This is a genomic window from Rhodovulum kholense, from assembly GCF_003053725.1.
GTDB lineage: Bacteria > Pseudomonadota > Alphaproteobacteria > Rhodobacterales > Rhodobacteraceae > Rhodovulum > Rhodovulum kholense.
The window spans coordinates 42315-58644 of sequence record NZ_QAYC01000020.1; the positions used below are offsets into that span (position 1 = coordinate 42315).

The following is a 16330-nucleotide window of genomic DNA, read 5'->3' on the forward strand; positions in this document are numbered from 1 at the left end:
GAGCGACAGCATGAACGATATGGTCAGCATTCCCCGCGAGGAATACGAGCGGCTGCGCGAGGCGGCCGAAGAGCTCGAAGACATCCTTGCCTATGATCGCGCCAAGGCGCGGGACGAGGAGTCCGTTCCCCATGAGTTCGTGACCCGCATCATCGACGGCGAGCATCCGGTTCGCGTGTTTCGCGACTGGCGCGGCATGAGCGCGGCCGATCTCTCCAGGAGCTCGGGCGTGAACCGCGTCCAGATCCACGAGATCGAGACCGGGAAGAAGAACGGATCTGTGCAGACCCTCAAGAAGATCGCCGAGGCGCTTGGCGTGACGGTGGACGATCTGATCTGAGGCGAGGCCCGAAAACGAAAACAGGGGCTCGCGTTCCCGCAAACCCCTGCCGATGATGCCAATCTGGCACGCGCCGGATTCGGCGTCAAGCATTTGATCGTTTGGTAGATGGCGGACTTCTGGAAGCGGTAACCTGCCAACGTTGGCGCGATATGAAATAAATCGGCAACTAACAGGCTGCTGCAAAAGTCCCAGATCGCCCTTCTGGACATCAGAGCGCCTCATTCAGAATCGCTCTCGTCGCGCTGCCACGTTCCGATCGGGCTTGGGTGCGGCGCCAATGGCAAAACTGAGCGCTCGATGGCGTTTATCAGCAGCCTGCTAAATACGGTACTTGACGTTATACCGGCGACACTCCAAGTGCGCCTCGGAGTTGATTAGATTTTCCACTCGCCAGGCCTTATTGGGGAAACTGAAAGCAAGACAAATCTCTTCTTCTTGCTGATGGGCCTGCATTCTGCCGCCGTAACAAAGTCGCCCTCAGCGGCTTCGTTGCCTTCATCGTGGACTAGGAACGTCTTCCTGCGTTTGACAACCTTTCCTGTCAGGGAATCCCGCTTCCTGCTTTCAACGCAGATCTTTCCTGTCTTATCAAAGGAATCTCTCACGGCTCTCCCAACAATGACCCGCCCGCCCATCGACCCATCAACCGGTTTTCCATTCTTACATTCCTTCAGAATCTCTTCCGAAGTGCGCGGCGGACGGGAAGACTCGTCTATTGCCAACGGACGCTTAAGTCTAACAAATGGAACATAAAAGCCATTGCCGACAAGAAAATAGCGCCATTTCTCATAAGAATCTACGCACCACTTGTATTCATTTGGGGAAATGGCGCTATGCGAGTTTTTTCGAAGCTCTCCCATGAGGGATTTTATTTCCGAGACATCTAAGTCGCTCAGCTTGTAGCTGCCCTCGCTAGATGAAACGACGTCAAAGATGCGATCTGAAAGCTTTCTTTCTCTCTCGGAGAGGTTGTGGATCATGCTGCCTGACTCCAATAGCGTCATCTCAGTCACCCAGCAAGTCAGCGGAAATATATTCGAACAGCTCTATAACGTTTAATAGGACGACATCACAGTCCAATATGACGGAATCGAAATCATCTGGAAAATTTAAAAACTCATTCAAAACGGTCTGCCTGTCCTGATCACTCCAACTCGCTCGCCGCATTATAGGGCCGACTTGGTTAAAAAACCCACAAACATTGGCGTGGGCTTCAAGGGCGCTGATTTGCGCGCGGTGTATTGACTCAGCGGCGATGGAAACCTTCAGGCCGAGGCCATCACGTATTTCCTTTATTGCCGCGTCGATAATGCTAGGATCGCGCTCGATCTTTCTCCTTGGTTCACGGAAATACACCTCCATGCTTTGCTCGAAGTTTTTCGCGTTTTGCATAAGGTGCGGGGCTCCCCTGAACATGGAAACCAAACGCTTATCTGGAATTTCTTTAGCGTCCACTAACCCGCCGTTCCCATCTGCCAGCTGCGAAGATATCTTACGCACTTCAGGAGACAGCACATGATAGCGGTTGTGGATAGTTTTCCACGTCTTCGAGACGTCAGTTAACGCGACATAAAGCCCGAGCCGCTGATCCTGCAGTTCCTCAGAGCGACCAGATGATCGATCATAAATCTGAACGGAAAGGCCGATGATGCTAGCAAAGCTGCCAATGGCAGAGACAAATGACTCGACGACGGCCATAGATACCTCTTTCGCGTTATCTGAGGCAAATCAAAGCGTTCGCTGATCTGCTAAACTATACCACATGTAGTTGAAGAAAAGAAGCGTTTTAACCTATTTTGTCAAAGCTGCCACATCCTGTAGTTTCACTCCGCTCCTGCCGTGAGGATCATCAAGCCTGAGAGCATTCAACGATCTCAACGCGTTCATCGGTCCATTCGGCAACTTCGTCACCCACCATGGCCTGTGTCAACCGCTTAGGTCGATCTTCGCCGAAGCTTTGGAGTTGTCGCGTTCTGCCGGTGACACTGCACAGCTGATATTTTAAGCGGCTTGGCCTCGATTTGACCGCCTCATGGAGGACAGATTTCTCAACCTCGCGTTCAGAACGTGGTGAGTACGTTTAGAGAATTTCACGTCTTGAGGCGATGTAGCGATCGGTGTGACGTATGATCCGAAAAATTCCCCTCCGCATTCTGATCGCCGCCGTTCTCGCCGCCGCACTCGGAGCGCCTGCAGATGCCGTGCAGACCCAGATCTCTGGCTCAGTGCGCCTCCGCGACGGCGACACGCCGGTCGTTGGCGGCGTCCCGGTCCGGCTGAACGGGCTGACCTGCGACGAACGCGGCTCCCAGATGGGAGATCGGGCCACGGCGCGGCTTTGGGATATCATCGGAAGGCAACGCCTGACCTGCATATTGAACGGGGAAACTACCTACGACCGGAAGGTCGGACGCTGCTATCTTCCTGATGGGCGCGACATTGCCGAGATTCTGATCTCCGAAGGATATTGCGGCCGCTGCGCCCGGTACGACCCCCAAAGGACTTACGTCAAAGCCCAGAAGAAGGCCGGACGATACCAGGGCGCCATGCCGGGCTACTGCCGATCGAGGTGACCCCGCTCGCTACCGGCGCTCCACGACATCAGCCAGCTTCGTGAGGGCGCGCACATAGATGCGCCCCTCGGCCGTGGCCGCTCCGTCCCGGATCAGCGCGGTCTGCTCCCGCACCGCGCCCCAGATCGACGCCTCCTGCCAGCGATCGAGGTGGCCGATATGGCCACGCCACTCCATCCAGCGATTTACCGCGGTGCGGGCTTTCTCCTCCTCGCTTCGCAGATCCAGATCGTCGTCGCCGCTGATCTCGAAGCGCTCACGCATCATCTCGATCCTGGCGGTCTTGGCGTGCAGGCGGATGCCAAGATAATGGCGCGCGTAGGAGGCTTCGGCGCGGCACAAACCAGCGAAGGTTCCCCAGAGCCGCCCCACCTCGTCGGGCGCGCACAGCAGGTGCAGGACGCGCCCGGCATCGCATTCGAGGCTCTGGGCGCGCGCCCTCGCCATGTCCTCGGGCCGGGTCGGCCAGCCCATCTGCCGGCATCGCGCCCGCAGCGCGACATCAGCCTCCGTCCGCTCGTATCCCGGCTTGGTCGAGCGCCGGACGCGGCCGTCCTTCTCGCGGCGCGTCACGGGCGCCAGACCGGGCAAGCCCGCCAGCTCGGCCTTCTTCGCCAGTTTCGCCGCCCGCGCGCGGGTCTTGCTGCCCTTGCCCATGTCCTGTCCCCTATTTCACACCGGCGGCCCGGAGGGCGCGGGGCCCAACGGCGCCCTTGATCCGCCCCAGCTCCGCGCGCATCGCCGAGACCTCGGCCAGCTTTTTCGACGCGGTCTCCTGCTGCTTTCCGGCCAGATCCGAGATCGCGCGGATCTCGCGCTCGAGAGCGGCCAGCCGCTCGGTTGCGGCCTGGATGCCTTCGTTGCCCCCATCGGGACCGAAGAAAGCCTCCCGGATCTCGGCCACCCAGCCGGGCATCACACCCAGCACATCGGCAACCGTCGCATCGGTGTCGTTCTGCCGGTAGCGTTCCGCCTCGGGGTCATAGACCTCACGCAGCATATCCACGATCTCGCGGCGCTGTTCCCGGGAGGGCTGGCGCAGCCCCTCGGCGGGTTTCGCGGCCGGAGCCGTCGTCGTCTTCGTCATGCCTGTCGCCTTTCGTTTCGCTTCGCAGATCGGGCAGTGGAGCTTGCCCTTCACCTCGGCCCAGCCTTGCCCGATCATTTTCCGGTTTATCTGCCCCGCATCCGGCACCCAGACCCTGCCGGGTCGATGCAGGTAGTTGCAGGTCACGACCTCCTCGCGCCCGCAGCCATCACAGACCACCCGCGCCCGGTTCACGCCTTTGCCCTTGATCTCGTGAATGCTCATCGGGCCCGCGCTCAGAAGGGGATTTCGTCGTCGAGATCGGGGCCACCATATCCGCCCGCGGGGCCGCCTGACGGACCTTGGCCGTAGCCATGGCCTCCTGTCCCCGCGCCGCCCCTGTCGCTCCCGCCGCTCTCCCGGCGATCCAGGAACGCGATTTCCCCGGCGAACGGGCGCACGGCGATTTCGGTCGTGTAACGGTCCTGCCCCGTCTGGTCCTGCCACTTGCGGGTTTCGAGCTTGCCCTCGACATAGACCTTGGAGCCCTTGCGCAGGTATTGCTCGGCGAGCCGGACCAAGCCCTCGCCCCAGATCGAGACCTGATGCCATTCGGTCCGCTCGCGACGCTCGCCGGTGTTGCGGTCCTTCCAGGCCTCGGAGGTGGCGATCCGCAGGTTGCAGACTTTGCCGCCGCTCTGGAAGGTGCGGACCTCCGGGTCGCGCCCCAGGTGGCCGATCAGGATCACCTTGTTGACAGATCCGGCCATCAGGCGGCTCCCCTCTGCTCATCGGTTGCGGATTGGCCCGTTTCGGTTGCGCCGAACCGCTTCGGTCCGGTGAAGTCTTCCGCCGGGCTGAAACCGGCGGCCCGCATGGCCCGGGCCGCGGCCTCGGGGCTGCAGCGCTCACGGTCCTCGGGGGCCTCGGTCCCGGCCCACCCGCTGCGCGCCCGGATCCTGGCCGCGCGGACGGCCCGCATTTCGATGCGGCAGCGTTCGGCGATGTCGCCCTCGAGGGGCCGCTTGCGGCGCTGCGGGTTGTCCGCAGACTTCCACCATTTCGCCGCCCGCTCGATGGCCCAATCGGGGAAATCGGCCAGAGCGTCGGCCCAATCCTCCATCTCGATCTCGCGCAGCGCCCGCGGCGTATCCTTGTCGAAATAAGGGGTCAGGAGCGCGCCGACGCGGGCCATGGTGCGCACCGGATCGCCGGGTCTGGAAAGCTGGGCCGCGATCATCGCCGCCGCCTCACGCTCGGCCGGCGCGGCGTGCAGCGACCGCAGCACACGCGTCAAATAGGCCAGACCCCGATCCACCTCGGCCGGAAGGCGCGGGTCCACGGTTGCCAGATCGGTTGTCATAGTTGCCCTCCATGAGCTTGGTGAAGTTGGCCTGCTTGACCAGGAAATCGAAGTTGCAGCGCCATGAGTGCGTGGGGTCTCGGCTTCGGCCGCTGAGGAAGTCCGAGGCCTCGACGCGGCGCATCGCCTCCCGCCAGCCGTCGATGCCGCCAACCTCACGCAATCGGGTCTTGAGGGCCTGGCGCCGGGCCGGGGTGAGTTTCTGGACCCTGGCCAAGCCGACGCGCTCGGCGGTTTCGTTGAACAGCGTGATCGCATCTTCGATTTCGGAAGACGGCGCGAATGCACGAGAAGCGTCAGCTTCTCTCTCTGACGGTTCCTGATGGTTCTCTGACGGTTCGGGTGCACGCTGTGCAGGGGGGTGGTGCACAGCGTGCAGGGGTTGGGTGCACGGTGTGCAGGGGTGCATGTCGTGCAGGGGTGCACGCTGTGCAGGGGGGTGCACATCATGCAGGGGTGCACGCGGTGCAGGGGTCGAGCGAACGAAGAACACGTTGCAGCCCTTCGGCCCCGCGTTCCGATAGATCGTCAGATAGCCACGCTCCTCCAGGGCCCCGATGATCTGGCGCACCTTGCGCTCGCTGCAGCGCGCGAGCTGGGAGACCCTTGAGACCGAGGGATAGCACCGGCCTTCGTCATCGGCATGGTTCGCCAGCGCGAGCATCACCGCGCATTCGTAGACGTCGGACAATTCACTGTCCCAGATCTCGGCCATGATCCTGATACTCATGGCGCGGCCCCTTCGATCCCGGCGATGCCCGGCACGGCCATGATTTCGCGGGCGAGGTAGGCGAGCCCGTCCAGGCTGCACTCGACCCATTCCTCGGGCGGTGCTGCGCCCCCGTCGCCAAAGGCCGCGCGGATCGCGCCCAGCGGCAAGGCGCAGCGGATCGGCCGCCGGTCGAAGCGATAGACCACCACGGGCAGTTGCCCGGCCTTCCGGGCACTGGCGGCCGCCTGCGCGCGCCAGTCGTCAGCGCAGCCGGTCCCTGCGGATCGGCGCTTGCACTCGATCGAGAACGGCCAGGCCGGATCGTCCGTCACCAGATCACCCCAGCCGGAGTCCTGGCACTGGCGCAGGTTGCGGCGGAACGCGATGCCGGTCAGGTCGAACAGGGCCGCGGCGACCTCGCGCTCGAGTTCGGCCCCCTTGGCGCGGTTGCGCCGGCCGATGGCGGATCGGTCCTTCATCTGGACACCTCCTGTCTGAAATGCTCGTGGCGGTGCAGGCTCATACCCGGCCCGCCCTGATCTGCGCCCGGGCGAGGGCCTTGTCGAAAGCCTCGCGGATCGCCTTGGTGGAGTTGCTCTCGGGCTCGCCCGCCAGCCGCGGGTGCATCGCGACTCGCAGACCGTGCACCTCGTCCAGAGGCAGATCCACAATCGCGCGGCCATCTTTCACTTGGACGGTCAGGCTGGGCATGCTGCCCCCTTGCCCCCGGCCGCCGCGCGAAATGGCGCAGAGCCGGGGGCCGTGCCGCGAGTGGATCTGGTGACGTCCATCATGCCGCCCCCCGCTGCTTGCGGATGATGGCCTTGGCCCGCAGCAGGGCTTCGACAGCCTCGTCGATCTCGCGCTCGGCTTCCTGGCAATCGCGCCCCTTGGCGCTCTCGGCCGCCCTCAGGGTCGCTGCCTGTGCCTCGCCGCATTCCTTCGCGATGTCGCTGCAATGCGAATAGAGGCTGGCCACATTCGGCCCGAGATCAATCGGCTGGAACACGCCCCCAGCCAGCCCGGCGAAGTGCTGGGCCAGAGGAGCGGCGGCGGCCGGGAACAGCTTGCAGAGCCGGTCCAGGTAGTTGACGCCCAGACCGCCGGGCCGATCCTCGTTTTCCTCGGTCCCGTAGGACAGCGTCGAGCCGCGGATGCCGAGGAAATCGGCGATGTCCCGATCCTTCTTGCCGGTCGCGTCCAGCGCTCCGCGGATCGCGTCCTGGATGGTGCCGGCTTTCTGCGCACGTGCCATGTGAACCGCTCCGTTACCGTTTAGCTGGAAGCCGACCCGCCCCGCGCGCACCTTGGGCGCATGGAGCAAAGCCGTTTTGATTGTGCATTTGAGGAATGGGGGACCGGGGGCACGGCATCAGGCGGCGTCCTCGGTGGGCGTAGGGATGAAGTCCGCTGCCGAGAGGGGGACGCCCCTCTCGGCAGCCAGCTCAAGAAGCTTCGGAATGTGCCTGTATGGCACGAGGCCGTCCGTGCCGCCCCGCTCGCGCGATGCCTGCCACATCGACACCCGCGTCCGGTGAATGCCAATGACTTTCGCTACTGCGGAGGGGCCGCCAAGGGCCGAAATGATGGTGCTAGCCGGTTCCATACAGCTGATGTAGCGATTTTAGCTACTATTCGCAATATGGCTTGTAGCGATTTTCGTTACAGATGATGCTTGGCGTCGCGGATATGCTGTTCGCTGACATGGCTCCGCGAACCCCGATATCAGCGCCCCTTAACGAGTGGCTCATTCAAGCTCTGGATCACTCCGGGCTGAGCCAGTCGGCTTTGGCCGAACTTCTTGACGCGCGCGTGCAGAAGAGGATCGACCGCTCGATCATCAACAAGATGACACTGGGCAAGCGAACGATCTCGGCTGAAGAAATGCTGTTGATCTCTGAGATCACTGGCTTTGACCTTCCTAGCGATACGGCCCGGATCGCTACCATAGCCATCGCAGGGAAGGTTGGCGCAGGCGCGCGGGTGCCCGTCTTCGACACCTACGAGAAGGGCGACGGGCCGCAGGTCGAGTGTCCGCCGGGGCTGTCGCCGCACAACATCGTGGCGGTGGAGATCGAGGGCGATAGCATGGAACCGGTCTATTCGGCCGGCGACCTGCTGTTCTACACCCGCTGGTCGGACGGAAGCGTGCCCAGCGACGCCATAGGCAAACGATGCGTTTGCGAGTGCGAAGAGGGGCTCGGCTGGGTGAAGGTGGTCCGCCCAGGACGAGACCATGGCACCTTCGATCTGCACAGCTTCAACGACCAGACGCCGACGATGTACGGGGTCCGGCTCAAGTGGGCGGCACCGATAAAGCTGCACTGGCCGGCCGAGCTAGCGCGAAAGGTATAAGTGTTGGCCCACATCGGGCAGGGAACTGCTGTTCCGAGTCTTACCCAAGGGTCGCCGGAGCGACCCCCGAAGCAGACGTTGAGCCGGTCGCCGCGTCATGTGGATGGGATCGGTCGCTCGTGGCGGGGGGCCGAAGTCCTAGGCTAGCGCAATGCATAGCGCAGGCTTCCTCTCCGCCGTCGCTCTTGCTGCCATCGGCAATTCAGTCCTGGCTTTGAAGATCAATATCTGAAGCCTAGTCTTGCGAATAGGCCGCCGCAAACGAGAGCGCGTTCACATCGAGGGGAAAGCTCTCAACGTAATCCCGCGCAAGAAAATCGTCATAGTCGCCAATTCTCACGAGCGGATCATCGGGCCCGTAGCCATCCTGCCAAGGCAATTCATTTAAGACGGCCTCGAATTCGACCTTGATTTCAAAAGGCGATAAGACGCGTTTCTCCTTCGGCTCGAAGATAAGGAAGAACTGCACGCGGATGTCGCTCTCTCTCCAATCGTTTGTTGATGGTCGAACGCGAAGCTCTGATAGTGATCGAAGTGCCTTACCCAAAGGAGAATCTGGCTTTCCATACTTCGAGGCTGCCTTGGATAACAGCGGGCGAATACACTCATTGAAGGCGTCGGGAAACGCAAATCGACCGAATGTCCGCTCGATGCTGCGAGAAAATTCGAAGGCCTGCTTAGGATCGGAGAAACCTATGCGCCGCTCCCAGGATGCCAGAAGTTGTTTGCTAACAGTCATAGGCCGAGCCAAGTCCGCAACAAAACCATCTGGAGCGTGCTCGACGAAACCAAGACGTGGAGCTCTTCCACGCGCGATCTCTTTGATCCGAGTGCCGTTCACTTGGATCAGTGGACAGACGGCAACAAAGCCAAACTTGCCGGGATCACTGACGACATCACAAGTCTGCGAAACGACTACGAAGCCTGCGGGATCAACATCATCGAAAAACGCACCAATACTCTCTTGATCACCCTCCTCGGGAAGATCTCCGAACAAGAACGAACCGACCCCAAGAGCGAAGTCACCTTGACGCCATTCTGACAAAGGTTTGGTAGCGACTTGATCGTCATGCTCGGCCAAGTTGGCACCTCACTAGCCCTTCCGTTGTGCTTTCGCTTGCCGCTTACCCATTGGCCGACTTGGAGTAATCTCTCCATCCCCGTCGTCGATAGCTGCAGATAGAGCTTCACCAAAATGCTCAGCCCCCCACTTTTCGATTGTGCGCTGCGAGAGAGCCTCTCTTGATCTCGTTCGCCCGATGCCGCGACCAACGTGCGAAATGACCTTGTCAAACTCACCATTCTCCATGAGAGCAAAAATGGTGTCTCCGCCAACCGAAGCGTTCAGGAGAAGATCCCGATTGGCCTCCGCATAGCCTTGGTCAATGTGACGCAACACAGCCAAGATTTCGCCAAGCCTGCGACGGTTCTTTTCAGCAATCGTTTGACCGGTCGCCCAATTGTGCAAGGTGCGCGGCTTCACGCCAACAAGATCAGCAGCCTGCTGCCAAGTTAGCCCAGACAGCTGCCGCAATTCTCTTACAAGATGAACGCCGGACCAACTGTCCTCAGCGACTTCAATCAGTGTCGATAAGTCGAAGCCGCCGCTCGAGCCTCGTTCAAAACTGCTCCAAATCCGCGCTTCGGATGGCCGAAACTGAGCAAGGTCGACGAGCCCTCCAGCGGATGCGGATGTTGGTGGCATCGCAGGAAATAGAGAAATTACAGTATCGTACTGCGTGGCCTGGTCCCACACTGCTGCGGACGGATTTATCGACAGTGCAACTGCGGCGCAAACTGACGGCATCATTTCGTGCCCCCCCTAAATCTATTCAGGAACTCCCCTTTTACACTCCAGCGGAAGAATGCATAGGCGCGGTTGGCCATAGTGTCGAGTTTCCCGAGGATATCACCTGTGTGAAAGCCATCAGTTGGAAGACCAGAAGTGGTGAACGAGTCTATGTCCATCATCCAACTACGTGCATTCACCGGTGGGGCCATGTCAGGGTCATGTGTGGCTCCCGCCGGGAGCAGGCCCCATCGAACCAAAAGCCTGCCCTCCAACGTAGTGCATTGTGCCTGAGAAACCGTTAGCTCAACCTTTTCGCGAAGCGTTGCAGAAAGCAGCCCTACAAGATCTGAGTAAACTAGTTGCTCTAGATCTTGAATGTCCTGTGGGCGATCCAGTCTGTTCACATAACGAAAGCCGACACGCGTTGCGATTGTGGGCTGAATTGCTTCTCCCAATGCCTCGATGAGAAACTTAAACCGATCAAGAAACTCTTGGCGGGACGTGTACTTGGTAGTCTCCAGGGTCAATGAAGACGGATTTAGTGAAGCACGCCATAGCCGGGTGCCATCAAAAAAACGCCAGATAACCTCCTCGGTTGCTGCGCTCTTTAGTCCACCTCCATCGAAGTTCAGCTGGACAGACTGCGCCGTATCCCGTTCAATGAATGGGTAGGACTTGCGGATAGCCTCTTGGAAATCTCCAATATGCTGCTCTGAGCTAATCTTGATGATTCTCGGAAACTGAACCTGGCCCAAGACACGGACCAAGGGCGCAGCATCAAGCTGCACCCGCTCGGGCGGTTGCCCGAGGAGCGGGTCTGCGATCCTGTCAGCCATGATCTCCCCTGCCTCGCTGTTTTCCCAACGCTACACCATGTGAAGTAGAGTGTGAAGTGGCCAAATCTAAGGCCGAGTCCTTTATAAGTCTCTGTCCGGCCGCGCGTCCGCTGAACGAGGTGTGGCCCCAGCGGTCTGGTGGCAGTCGCTTGGATGTACTCATGGTTTCGCGGTCTGACTCTCACAAGAGAGCGTGCACCCTACGGCACTGTCTGTGCATGCCGACAAATCTCACGGCGCATTCGATCTCCGCTTGCGCGGCCATGTTCGGAGGCGGCTGTTGAAGCGATGACATAGGTTTTTCATGGCCGCACCATGACCACGTATGCCGCGCTCAACGGCGTCGAACGGCCGCTATCGGCAGGGAGCGCCCGAGTCGGTGGCGCCAGGCGCTCCGGCGCCACGCTGCGCCGCCGCAGGTCCGCTCCGAGCCCAGAGTCGCGGGTGCTGCGCGATGCGCCAACGGCAGCTATGCGCAGAGTGCCTTTTCAAACCGTCCCTTCTGTGATGAAGTCCGCTTGGTTGACTGCCCATTGCACGCGAAAGAAAGAACACATGGAACTGAGCAAACTGGAGCGATATTACCTGTCCAACCAATTAAGGATTTTGGAAGCACTTTACCCAAACGAAGCGGATGAACTGGCGGTCCAACGTGAAGCTGTCGAACAGGGGTATTCGTTCGTTTACGACATGGGGATGGACCATATTTTGGATGGCAACGATGCCATGACACCCGAGGAGTCGAAAGAGGTCTGGGAAGTAATGGACATGTTTTTGTCCATCGATCAGACGATCCAAGAATTGAAGTTAAAAGATCTGCATAAAGAGTATTTCACTCGCTTCAGGGGATATGACGGAAACAACGAGTCCAAGCTCATGGGGTTTGCAGCGTTCACTGTTGAACGACTTGGTCGGTTTACGCACCTCCCACTCAAGGAGGAGCTTTACTTCAATTCCCACATGCCGATGCGGCAGATTTATGAGAGGATGCTCATTGAGTGGCGCAAGATTGATTATCAGCACCGCTTTCCAATGCGCAAAGAAGATTTGATGAAAGTCCTCGAAGCTGCCGCTCATCCGGAAAGCCGCAACTAAGGCGGTGGAATAATGGACATTATTTCTCTAGCGCTAACGATTTTTGGTCTTGTGATTTCTGGCGCTGCCTACTGGAAAGCAGACGACGCAAAAAAGGCTGTCCAAAAGGTTCTTAAGAAACGAAATGCAGATGAAGATTTGAAGCGTCTCAGAAATTTAATTATTACCATGGAGGCTGCTAAAGAGGCGGTCACCCCTTGGATCGCTAGTATGCCGCATGACCGAAGAACTGGTAGAGATCAACAAGATGATCTTGCAAAACTAGGTGAGACCATTGATTGCCTGCGCACAAAAGCGCCGTTAGACCTCGAAGATGCCGTGCAAAGAAGAATAAAGAAGTCCGCTGCGGTGCTTGATAATGAACTGAATTTGATCGCAAATCCTATCGACAGCCAAGATCATTGGAAGACTGCGTTGTCGGAGATTCAATTGATGATTCCCAGGCTGGAGCAGTTAGAGCGATCTATTAGGGATGCCCAGATTTCCATTTGAGGAACAATTTGTGGCGGGTCAAATAAACCCGCCCTATAGGATGGGTGTCCTTCAAACGCAGCGAATGCATACTTTGCCCCCTCGGCTATCATCAAAGAGCATGAGAACGGACGATACATTTGTGGTGCGATTGGTCATTTACTACAGTAAGGCGAACGGTTGGTTTGTCCCGCTCTCCGGACCTTTGCGGCTCCTGCGCGTGCTGCAGCCGCGATGAACGGCCGCTTCCGTGATCCGCGGGCGGCGCGGGCTTGAGGTGTCGAACGTCGGCAATCGGCAGCGAGCGCCCAAGCGGGCGGCGGCAGACACTCAAGCGTTATGCCGCCCTGGCGCCAGTCCGGTCCGACCGCAGAGCTGGGGATTCATCTTCTTTGGTCACGGCCCCTAACCTATTCGCCAGGGCTGGCGAAAAGGGTGCTGTCTGCGTTGAGCGCGTAGCGAAAAAGCCTCTTAGCGGTAGGATAACTTCCGCTGAGGGCGAAGGCGCTACCACGCAGAAAGCCGCACTCCGCGGCCATCCCGGCCCCGCCTCGCGCGGGGTTTTTCATGCTGTCACCCTGGCGCTGATGGGGTGAAGGCGCGATGTAGCGGAAAAAGCTACATTCTATGTTGCCAAGTGTAGCGAATATCGCTACACATCTCCTTGCAACCACAGCAAGGGGACACCCCATGCACGACAACACCCCCACCTGGCGCGGCTTCGCCCTCGCGCTGTTCGTCGCCGGGACCCAGTTCGGGCTGATCGCCGCGGCCTTCCATTTCCTCGCGTCCCTGCGGGAGGCGATGTGATGCTGGCGCTGAACGGCCCCCACTGGCTGGTTATGACCGACTTCGGTCCCCTCGGTGTCGGCGCGCCCGATCCCGCTGCGACATGGGACGACGCGCTGGACCAGCTCGCCGCCGCTGCTGACGAGGACCGGCCCGCCCGGGTCTTCCGTCTCGACTTCAACACCCCGGCCATGACCGAAGTCACGGAAGAGGCGTGGCGCGGGCTCGAGGACCGCCTCGCGGGGATGGCGGCATGATCGGCCCTCTCCGCACCGCCGAGGCGCTGGACCCGATCAGCACGCCACAGGGCCGGGCCGAAGCCCGCGACCGGCGCCGCGCGATCCTGCGCGATGCGGCCCGGGCCGTTCGGTGGTTGGCCTGGACCTCCGTTGGCCTGCTCGTGATCGGCCTGATCGGCCACGTCGCCGACAAGGCCATCGGTCAGGTGATCCACGACATGCACGGAAGCGAGGTGAGCCAATGGGCGAACTGACGAAGATCCCGCAGGACGAAGCCGCGACCCCGGCCAGCTTCGGCGCGATCACTCCCATGGGGATGATTTCGCAGGCCGTCGCGAACGGCGCGAGCATCGAGACTGTCGAGCGGCTGATCGCCCTTCACGAGCGTTGGGAAGCCGGGCGCGCCCGGAAGGCCTTCGATGCTGCGATCTCGGCGGCTCGGGCCGAAATCAAGCCCATCATGAAGGGCGCGACGGTCGATTACGTGAGCAAGAAAACCAGCGACCGGACCAACTACTCCTATGAGACCCTCGACGCGATTGCGCGCGAGGTTGACCCGATCCTCGCCCAGCACGGGCTTTCCTATCGCTTCCGGTCTCAGCAGAGCGACCGCGGCGGGCTGGCCGTGACCTGCATCGTCGCCCATTGCGACGGTTACAGCGAGGAAACGACCCTCAGCGGCCCGCCCGACCAGAGCGGCAACAAGAACGCCTATCAGGCCATCGGCAGCGCCGCGACCTACCTGCAGCGATACACGCTCAAGCTCGCGCTGGGGCTCTCGGCCGCGAAGGACGACGACGCCCAGGGTGCCGGGCGGGCGGCCGAGGATCGCCAGCCCGAGCCCCCACGGTTTGACCCTCGGGCTGCAGCCGGACGGATCCGTAGATCGCTGGAACGGGCGGCCGCGCTGGACGACCTCGGCGGGATCTGGATGCACGAAACCCCCGTTCTCAAGGACATCAAGGCCGCCGAGCCCGGCCTCTATTCCGAACTGGAACGAACCAAGGACGCCCGGAAGCTGACCCTGACGCGCGCCGCCTCCGACATTGGCGACGACGAAATCCCGTATTGAGGCAGATCCCATGAACGACATGACCCCGACCTCCTCGAAGGAGGGCGCGAACCCGCGCGCCGTGATCGGCGGGAACAACCCGCCCGACCCGCTGGACGAGGCGCTGGCCCCCTATGGCGATTTCATCACCGAGGCCGAGGGCTGGCTTGACGGAACGCAGGTCACTACCGCGGCCCAGATGAAGGCGGTCGACGATCTGGCGAAGGAGATCAAGGCGGCCGAGAAGGCCGTCAGCACGGCCCGGGACGCGGCAACGAAGCCGCTCCATGCGGCATGGCAGGCCGAAATCGCGCGCTGGAAACCGACGCTGGAAGACCTCGACCGGATCAAGAAAGGGCTCGCCGCTCTGGTGAGCGCCTTCAAGGTCAGGCTCAAGGCCGAGCAGGACGAGGCCGCCCGGAAGGCCCGGGCCGAAGCCGACCGCAAGCGCCGGGAGGCCGAGGAAGCGGCCCGGACGGCCGCCGCGGGCGACATCGAGGCGCAGCGCGCCGCCGCCCAGGCTCAGGCCGAGGCGAAGGCCGCCCAGAAGGCCGCCAGCGCGGCCGGCAAGGATCGGGTGAAAGGGGTCCGCACCGTCAGCCGGTACGAGATCGAGAGCCACAAGGCCGCCCTGCACGACATCGCCAAGAACGACCGCGACGCCCTCACGGATTTCGTCGAGGGCTATGTGCGCCGCCACCACAAGGACCGGGTGATCGCAGGCGTCCGCGTCTGGGAAGAGAAGGAGGCGTATTGATGGCCGCCCCCGTTCAAGCCGCCGTCGAGCCCGCAGCCGCCATCGAATGCGCGAAGGACGCGCTTTTCGATGCCATCGTGTCCGGCCGCGACACGTTGCGGTATCCGCTTCTTCCGCGTCAGCGCCTCCGCGAGATCGCCGCCGAGCTTGGGGAGATGCTGGACGCACTGCGGAAGGAAGATGCCGCCTATGTCCCGCACGGCGCCGTGGCGGGCGCGACCACCTTCCCGGAGGCGAGGTGATGCAGAACCCGCCGCCGATCTTGATCCAGAAGACGCCCACCGGCCTCATGCCCTATGGTCCGCACAGCGGCCCGATGCTGGACAAGTTGATCACCGGGCAGGTCCTGACCGCGAAGCCGCGAAAGGGCCGCACGCTGCCGCGCAACGCCGCCTATTGGGCGGGGCTGCATGCCGCGATCGAGAACGTGGACGCCTGGCCGACCACCTCGCATCTGCACCAGGACCTGAAACGCCTGTGCGGCTACGTCGATGTCTACCACAACCCGCTGACCGGGCGGGATGAAGTGCGCGTCCAGTCCACCGCCTTCGACAAGATGGGCGAAAGCGAGTTCGCAGCCTTCTTCCGGCTCGCCCAGATGCGGTTCGCCCAGCAGATGGGGTTCGACCCGTGGACCGTGGGGCGGGCGGCATGACTGACCTGTCCGGCCGCGGCCCGCTCGGGCTCAAGGCGCCACGCGAACCAGATGATCCGGTCCACCTCGACCGCATCCGCGCGCTGCCCTGCTGCATCTGCGCCGAATGGGGGCTGCCCCAGCTGTCTCCGACGCAGGCGCATCACTGCATCCATGGCCGGTTCGGCACGCGCCGCACCCCCGATTGCATGGCGATCCCGCTCTGCGAGGGCCACCACCAGGGCCTGCTCGATGGCTCGAAGCTCGCCCTGCACCAGGCCCCGAGCCGCTGG

The 16330-nt window shown here is 61.3% G+C and carries 25 protein-coding genes; 12 read left to right on the plus strand and 13 right to left on the minus strand.

The window, feature by feature from the left end:
• Nucleotides 1-10 precede the first annotated feature (10 nt).
• Nucleotides 11-340, plus strand: a complete 330-nt coding sequence (locus tag C8N38_RS18535) for a helix-turn-helix domain-containing protein (protein WP_108028622.1) — start codon at nucleotides 11-13, stop codon at nucleotides 338-340.
• A gap of 377 nt (nucleotides 341-717) precedes the next feature.
• Here the strand turns inward: C8N38_RS18535 and rpsQ are convergent, their stop codons facing one another.
• Together rpsQ and C8N38_RS18545 are read right to left on the minus strand one after the other, a co-directional pair.
• Nucleotides 718-1323 (minus strand): 30S ribosomal protein S17, encoded by a 606-nt coding sequence (rpsQ, locus tag C8N38_RS21755; RefSeq protein ID WP_215731179.1) that lies wholly within the window; start codon nucleotides 1321-1323, stop codon nucleotides 718-720.
• 25 nt (nucleotides 1324-1348) lie between these two features.
• Nucleotides 1349-2041, minus strand: a complete 693-nt coding sequence (locus C8N38_RS18545; protein WP_108028624.1) for a hypothetical protein — start codon at nucleotides 2039-2041, stop codon at nucleotides 1349-1351.
• 428 nt (nucleotides 2042-2469) lie between these two features.
• On the opposite strand from C8N38_RS18545, the gene C8N38_RS18550 reads away from it, so the two are divergent.
• Nucleotides 2470-2916 carry a thermonuclease family protein gene (locus C8N38_RS18550; protein ID WP_108028625.1) on the plus strand — a complete coding sequence of 149 codons (447 nt, stop codon included), beginning with the start codon at nucleotides 2470-2472 and terminating at the stop codon, nucleotides 2914-2916.
• 9 nt (nucleotides 2917-2925) lie between these two features.
• On the opposite strand, the gene C8N38_RS18555 is transcribed toward C8N38_RS18550, so the two are convergent.
• From C8N38_RS18555 to C8N38_RS18590, 8 genes are all read right to left on the minus strand, one after another.
• Nucleotides 2926-3573, minus strand: a complete 648-nt coding sequence (locus tag C8N38_RS18555) for a hypothetical protein (protein ID WP_108028626.1) — start codon at nucleotides 3571-3573, stop codon at nucleotides 2926-2928.
• A 10-nt stretch (nucleotides 3574-3583) separates the two neighbouring features.
• Nucleotides 3584-4198, minus strand: coding sequence for a hypothetical protein (locus C8N38_RS18560; protein WP_146176316.1), 615 nt, complete (start codon nucleotides 4196-4198; stop codon nucleotides 3584-3586).
• 41 nt (nucleotides 4199-4239) lie between these two features.
• Nucleotides 4240-4713 (minus strand): single-stranded DNA-binding protein, encoded by a 474-nt coding sequence (gene ssb / locus C8N38_RS18565; protein WP_108028628.1) that lies wholly within the window; start codon nucleotides 4711-4713, stop codon nucleotides 4240-4242.
• Entirely contained in the window at nucleotides 4713-5285 is a 573-nt protein-coding gene (locus C8N38_RS18570; RefSeq protein WP_146176317.1) for a hypothetical protein, read from the minus strand. The genes ssb and C8N38_RS18570 overlap by 1 nt, the downstream gene beginning before the upstream one ends.
• On the minus strand, nucleotides 5194-6036 hold the full coding sequence (locus tag C8N38_RS18575) for a helix-turn-helix domain-containing protein (protein WP_158272393.1): 843 nt from the start codon (nucleotides 6034-6036) through the stop codon (nucleotides 5194-5196). Before C8N38_RS18575 ends, C8N38_RS18570 begins: the two co-directional genes overlap by 92 nt.
• On the minus strand, nucleotides 6033-6497 hold the full coding sequence (locus tag C8N38_RS18580; RefSeq protein WP_108028631.1) for a putative PDDEXK endonuclease: 465 nt from the start codon (nucleotides 6495-6497) through the stop codon (nucleotides 6033-6035). The genes C8N38_RS18575 and C8N38_RS18580 overlap by 4 nt, the downstream gene beginning before the upstream one ends.
• Nucleotides 6498-6537: 40 nt before the next feature.
• Nucleotides 6538-6729, minus strand: coding sequence for a hypothetical protein (locus tag C8N38_RS18585; protein ID WP_108028632.1), 192 nt, complete (start codon nucleotides 6727-6729; stop codon nucleotides 6538-6540).
• Nucleotides 6730-6808: 79 nt separating this feature from the next.
• On the minus strand, nucleotides 6809-7273 hold the full coding sequence (locus tag C8N38_RS18590; protein WP_108028633.1) for a hypothetical protein: 465 nt from the start codon (nucleotides 7271-7273) through the stop codon (nucleotides 6809-6811).
• Nucleotides 7274-7686: 413 nt separating this feature from the next.
• Here C8N38_RS18590 and C8N38_RS18595 point away from each other — a divergent pair, with 413 nt between their 5' ends.
• A complete protein-coding gene (locus C8N38_RS18595) occupies nucleotides 7687-8373 on the plus strand; it encodes a S24 family peptidase (protein WP_108028634.1) in 687 nt (228 codons plus the stop codon).
• A gap of 235 nt (nucleotides 8374-8608) precedes the next feature.
• On the opposite strand, the gene C8N38_RS21200 is transcribed toward C8N38_RS18595, so the two are convergent.
• The 3 genes from C8N38_RS21200 to C8N38_RS18615 are packed head-to-tail and all read right to left on the minus strand — an operon-like array spanning nucleotide 8609 to nucleotide 11001.
• Nucleotides 8609-9454, minus strand: a complete 846-nt coding sequence (locus C8N38_RS21200; protein WP_146176318.1) for a hypothetical protein — start codon at nucleotides 9452-9454, stop codon at nucleotides 8609-8611.
• A gap of 12 nt (nucleotides 9455-9466) precedes the next feature.
• Nucleotides 9467-10183, minus strand: coding sequence for a helix-turn-helix domain-containing protein (locus tag C8N38_RS18610; protein WP_108028637.1), 717 nt, complete (start codon nucleotides 10181-10183; stop codon nucleotides 9467-9469).
• Entirely contained in the window at nucleotides 10180-11001 is an 822-nt protein-coding gene (locus C8N38_RS18615) for a TIGR04255 family protein (RefSeq protein WP_108028638.1), read from the minus strand. Before C8N38_RS18615 ends, C8N38_RS18610 begins: the two co-directional genes overlap by 4 nt.
• Nucleotides 11002-11316: 315 nt before the next feature.
• Between C8N38_RS18615 and C8N38_RS18620 the strand changes: the two genes are divergently transcribed.
• From C8N38_RS18620 to C8N38_RS18655, 9 genes are all read left to right on the plus strand, one after another.
• Nucleotides 11317-12096 (plus strand): YfbU family protein, encoded by a 780-nt coding sequence (locus tag C8N38_RS18620; protein ID WP_108028639.1) that lies wholly within the window; start codon nucleotides 11317-11319, stop codon nucleotides 12094-12096.
• 12 nt (nucleotides 12097-12108) lie between these two features.
• Nucleotides 12109-12588 carry a hypothetical protein gene (locus C8N38_RS21205; protein ID WP_146176319.1) on the plus strand — a complete coding sequence of 160 codons (480 nt, stop codon included), beginning with the start codon at nucleotides 12109-12111 and terminating at the stop codon, nucleotides 12586-12588.
• Between the two features lie 788 nt (nucleotides 12589-13376).
• Nucleotides 13377-13613 carry a hypothetical protein gene (locus C8N38_RS18625; protein ID WP_108028640.1) on the plus strand — a complete coding sequence of 79 codons (237 nt, stop codon included), beginning with the start codon at nucleotides 13377-13379 and terminating at the stop codon, nucleotides 13611-13613.
• Nucleotides 13610-13849, plus strand: a complete 240-nt coding sequence (locus C8N38_RS18630) for a hypothetical protein (RefSeq protein WP_108028641.1) — start codon at nucleotides 13610-13612, stop codon at nucleotides 13847-13849. Before C8N38_RS18625 ends, C8N38_RS18630 begins: the two co-directional genes overlap by 4 nt.
• Nucleotides 13837-14667, plus strand: coding sequence for an ERF family protein (locus tag C8N38_RS18635; protein ID WP_108028642.1), 831 nt, complete (start codon nucleotides 13837-13839; stop codon nucleotides 14665-14667). The genes C8N38_RS18630 and C8N38_RS18635 overlap by 13 nt, the downstream gene beginning before the upstream one ends.
• Nucleotides 14668-14677: 10 nt before the next feature.
• Nucleotides 14678-15403 carry a hypothetical protein gene (locus C8N38_RS18640; RefSeq protein WP_245895802.1) on the plus strand — a complete coding sequence of 242 codons (726 nt, stop codon included), beginning with the start codon at nucleotides 14678-14680 and terminating at the stop codon, nucleotides 15401-15403.
• Nucleotides 15403-15645, plus strand: coding sequence for a hypothetical protein (locus C8N38_RS18645; protein WP_108028643.1), 243 nt, complete (start codon nucleotides 15403-15405; stop codon nucleotides 15643-15645). The genes C8N38_RS18640 and C8N38_RS18645 overlap by 1 nt, the downstream gene beginning before the upstream one ends.
• Nucleotides 15645-16058, plus strand: coding sequence for a hypothetical protein (locus C8N38_RS18650; protein ID WP_108028644.1), 414 nt, complete (start codon nucleotides 15645-15647; stop codon nucleotides 16056-16058). Before C8N38_RS18645 ends, C8N38_RS18650 begins: the two co-directional genes overlap by 1 nt.
• Nucleotides 16055-16330: hypothetical protein (locus tag C8N38_RS18655; protein ID WP_108028645.1), on the plus strand; the 276-nt coding region annotated here is incomplete at its 3' end. The genes C8N38_RS18650 and C8N38_RS18655, both read left to right, overlap by 4 nt.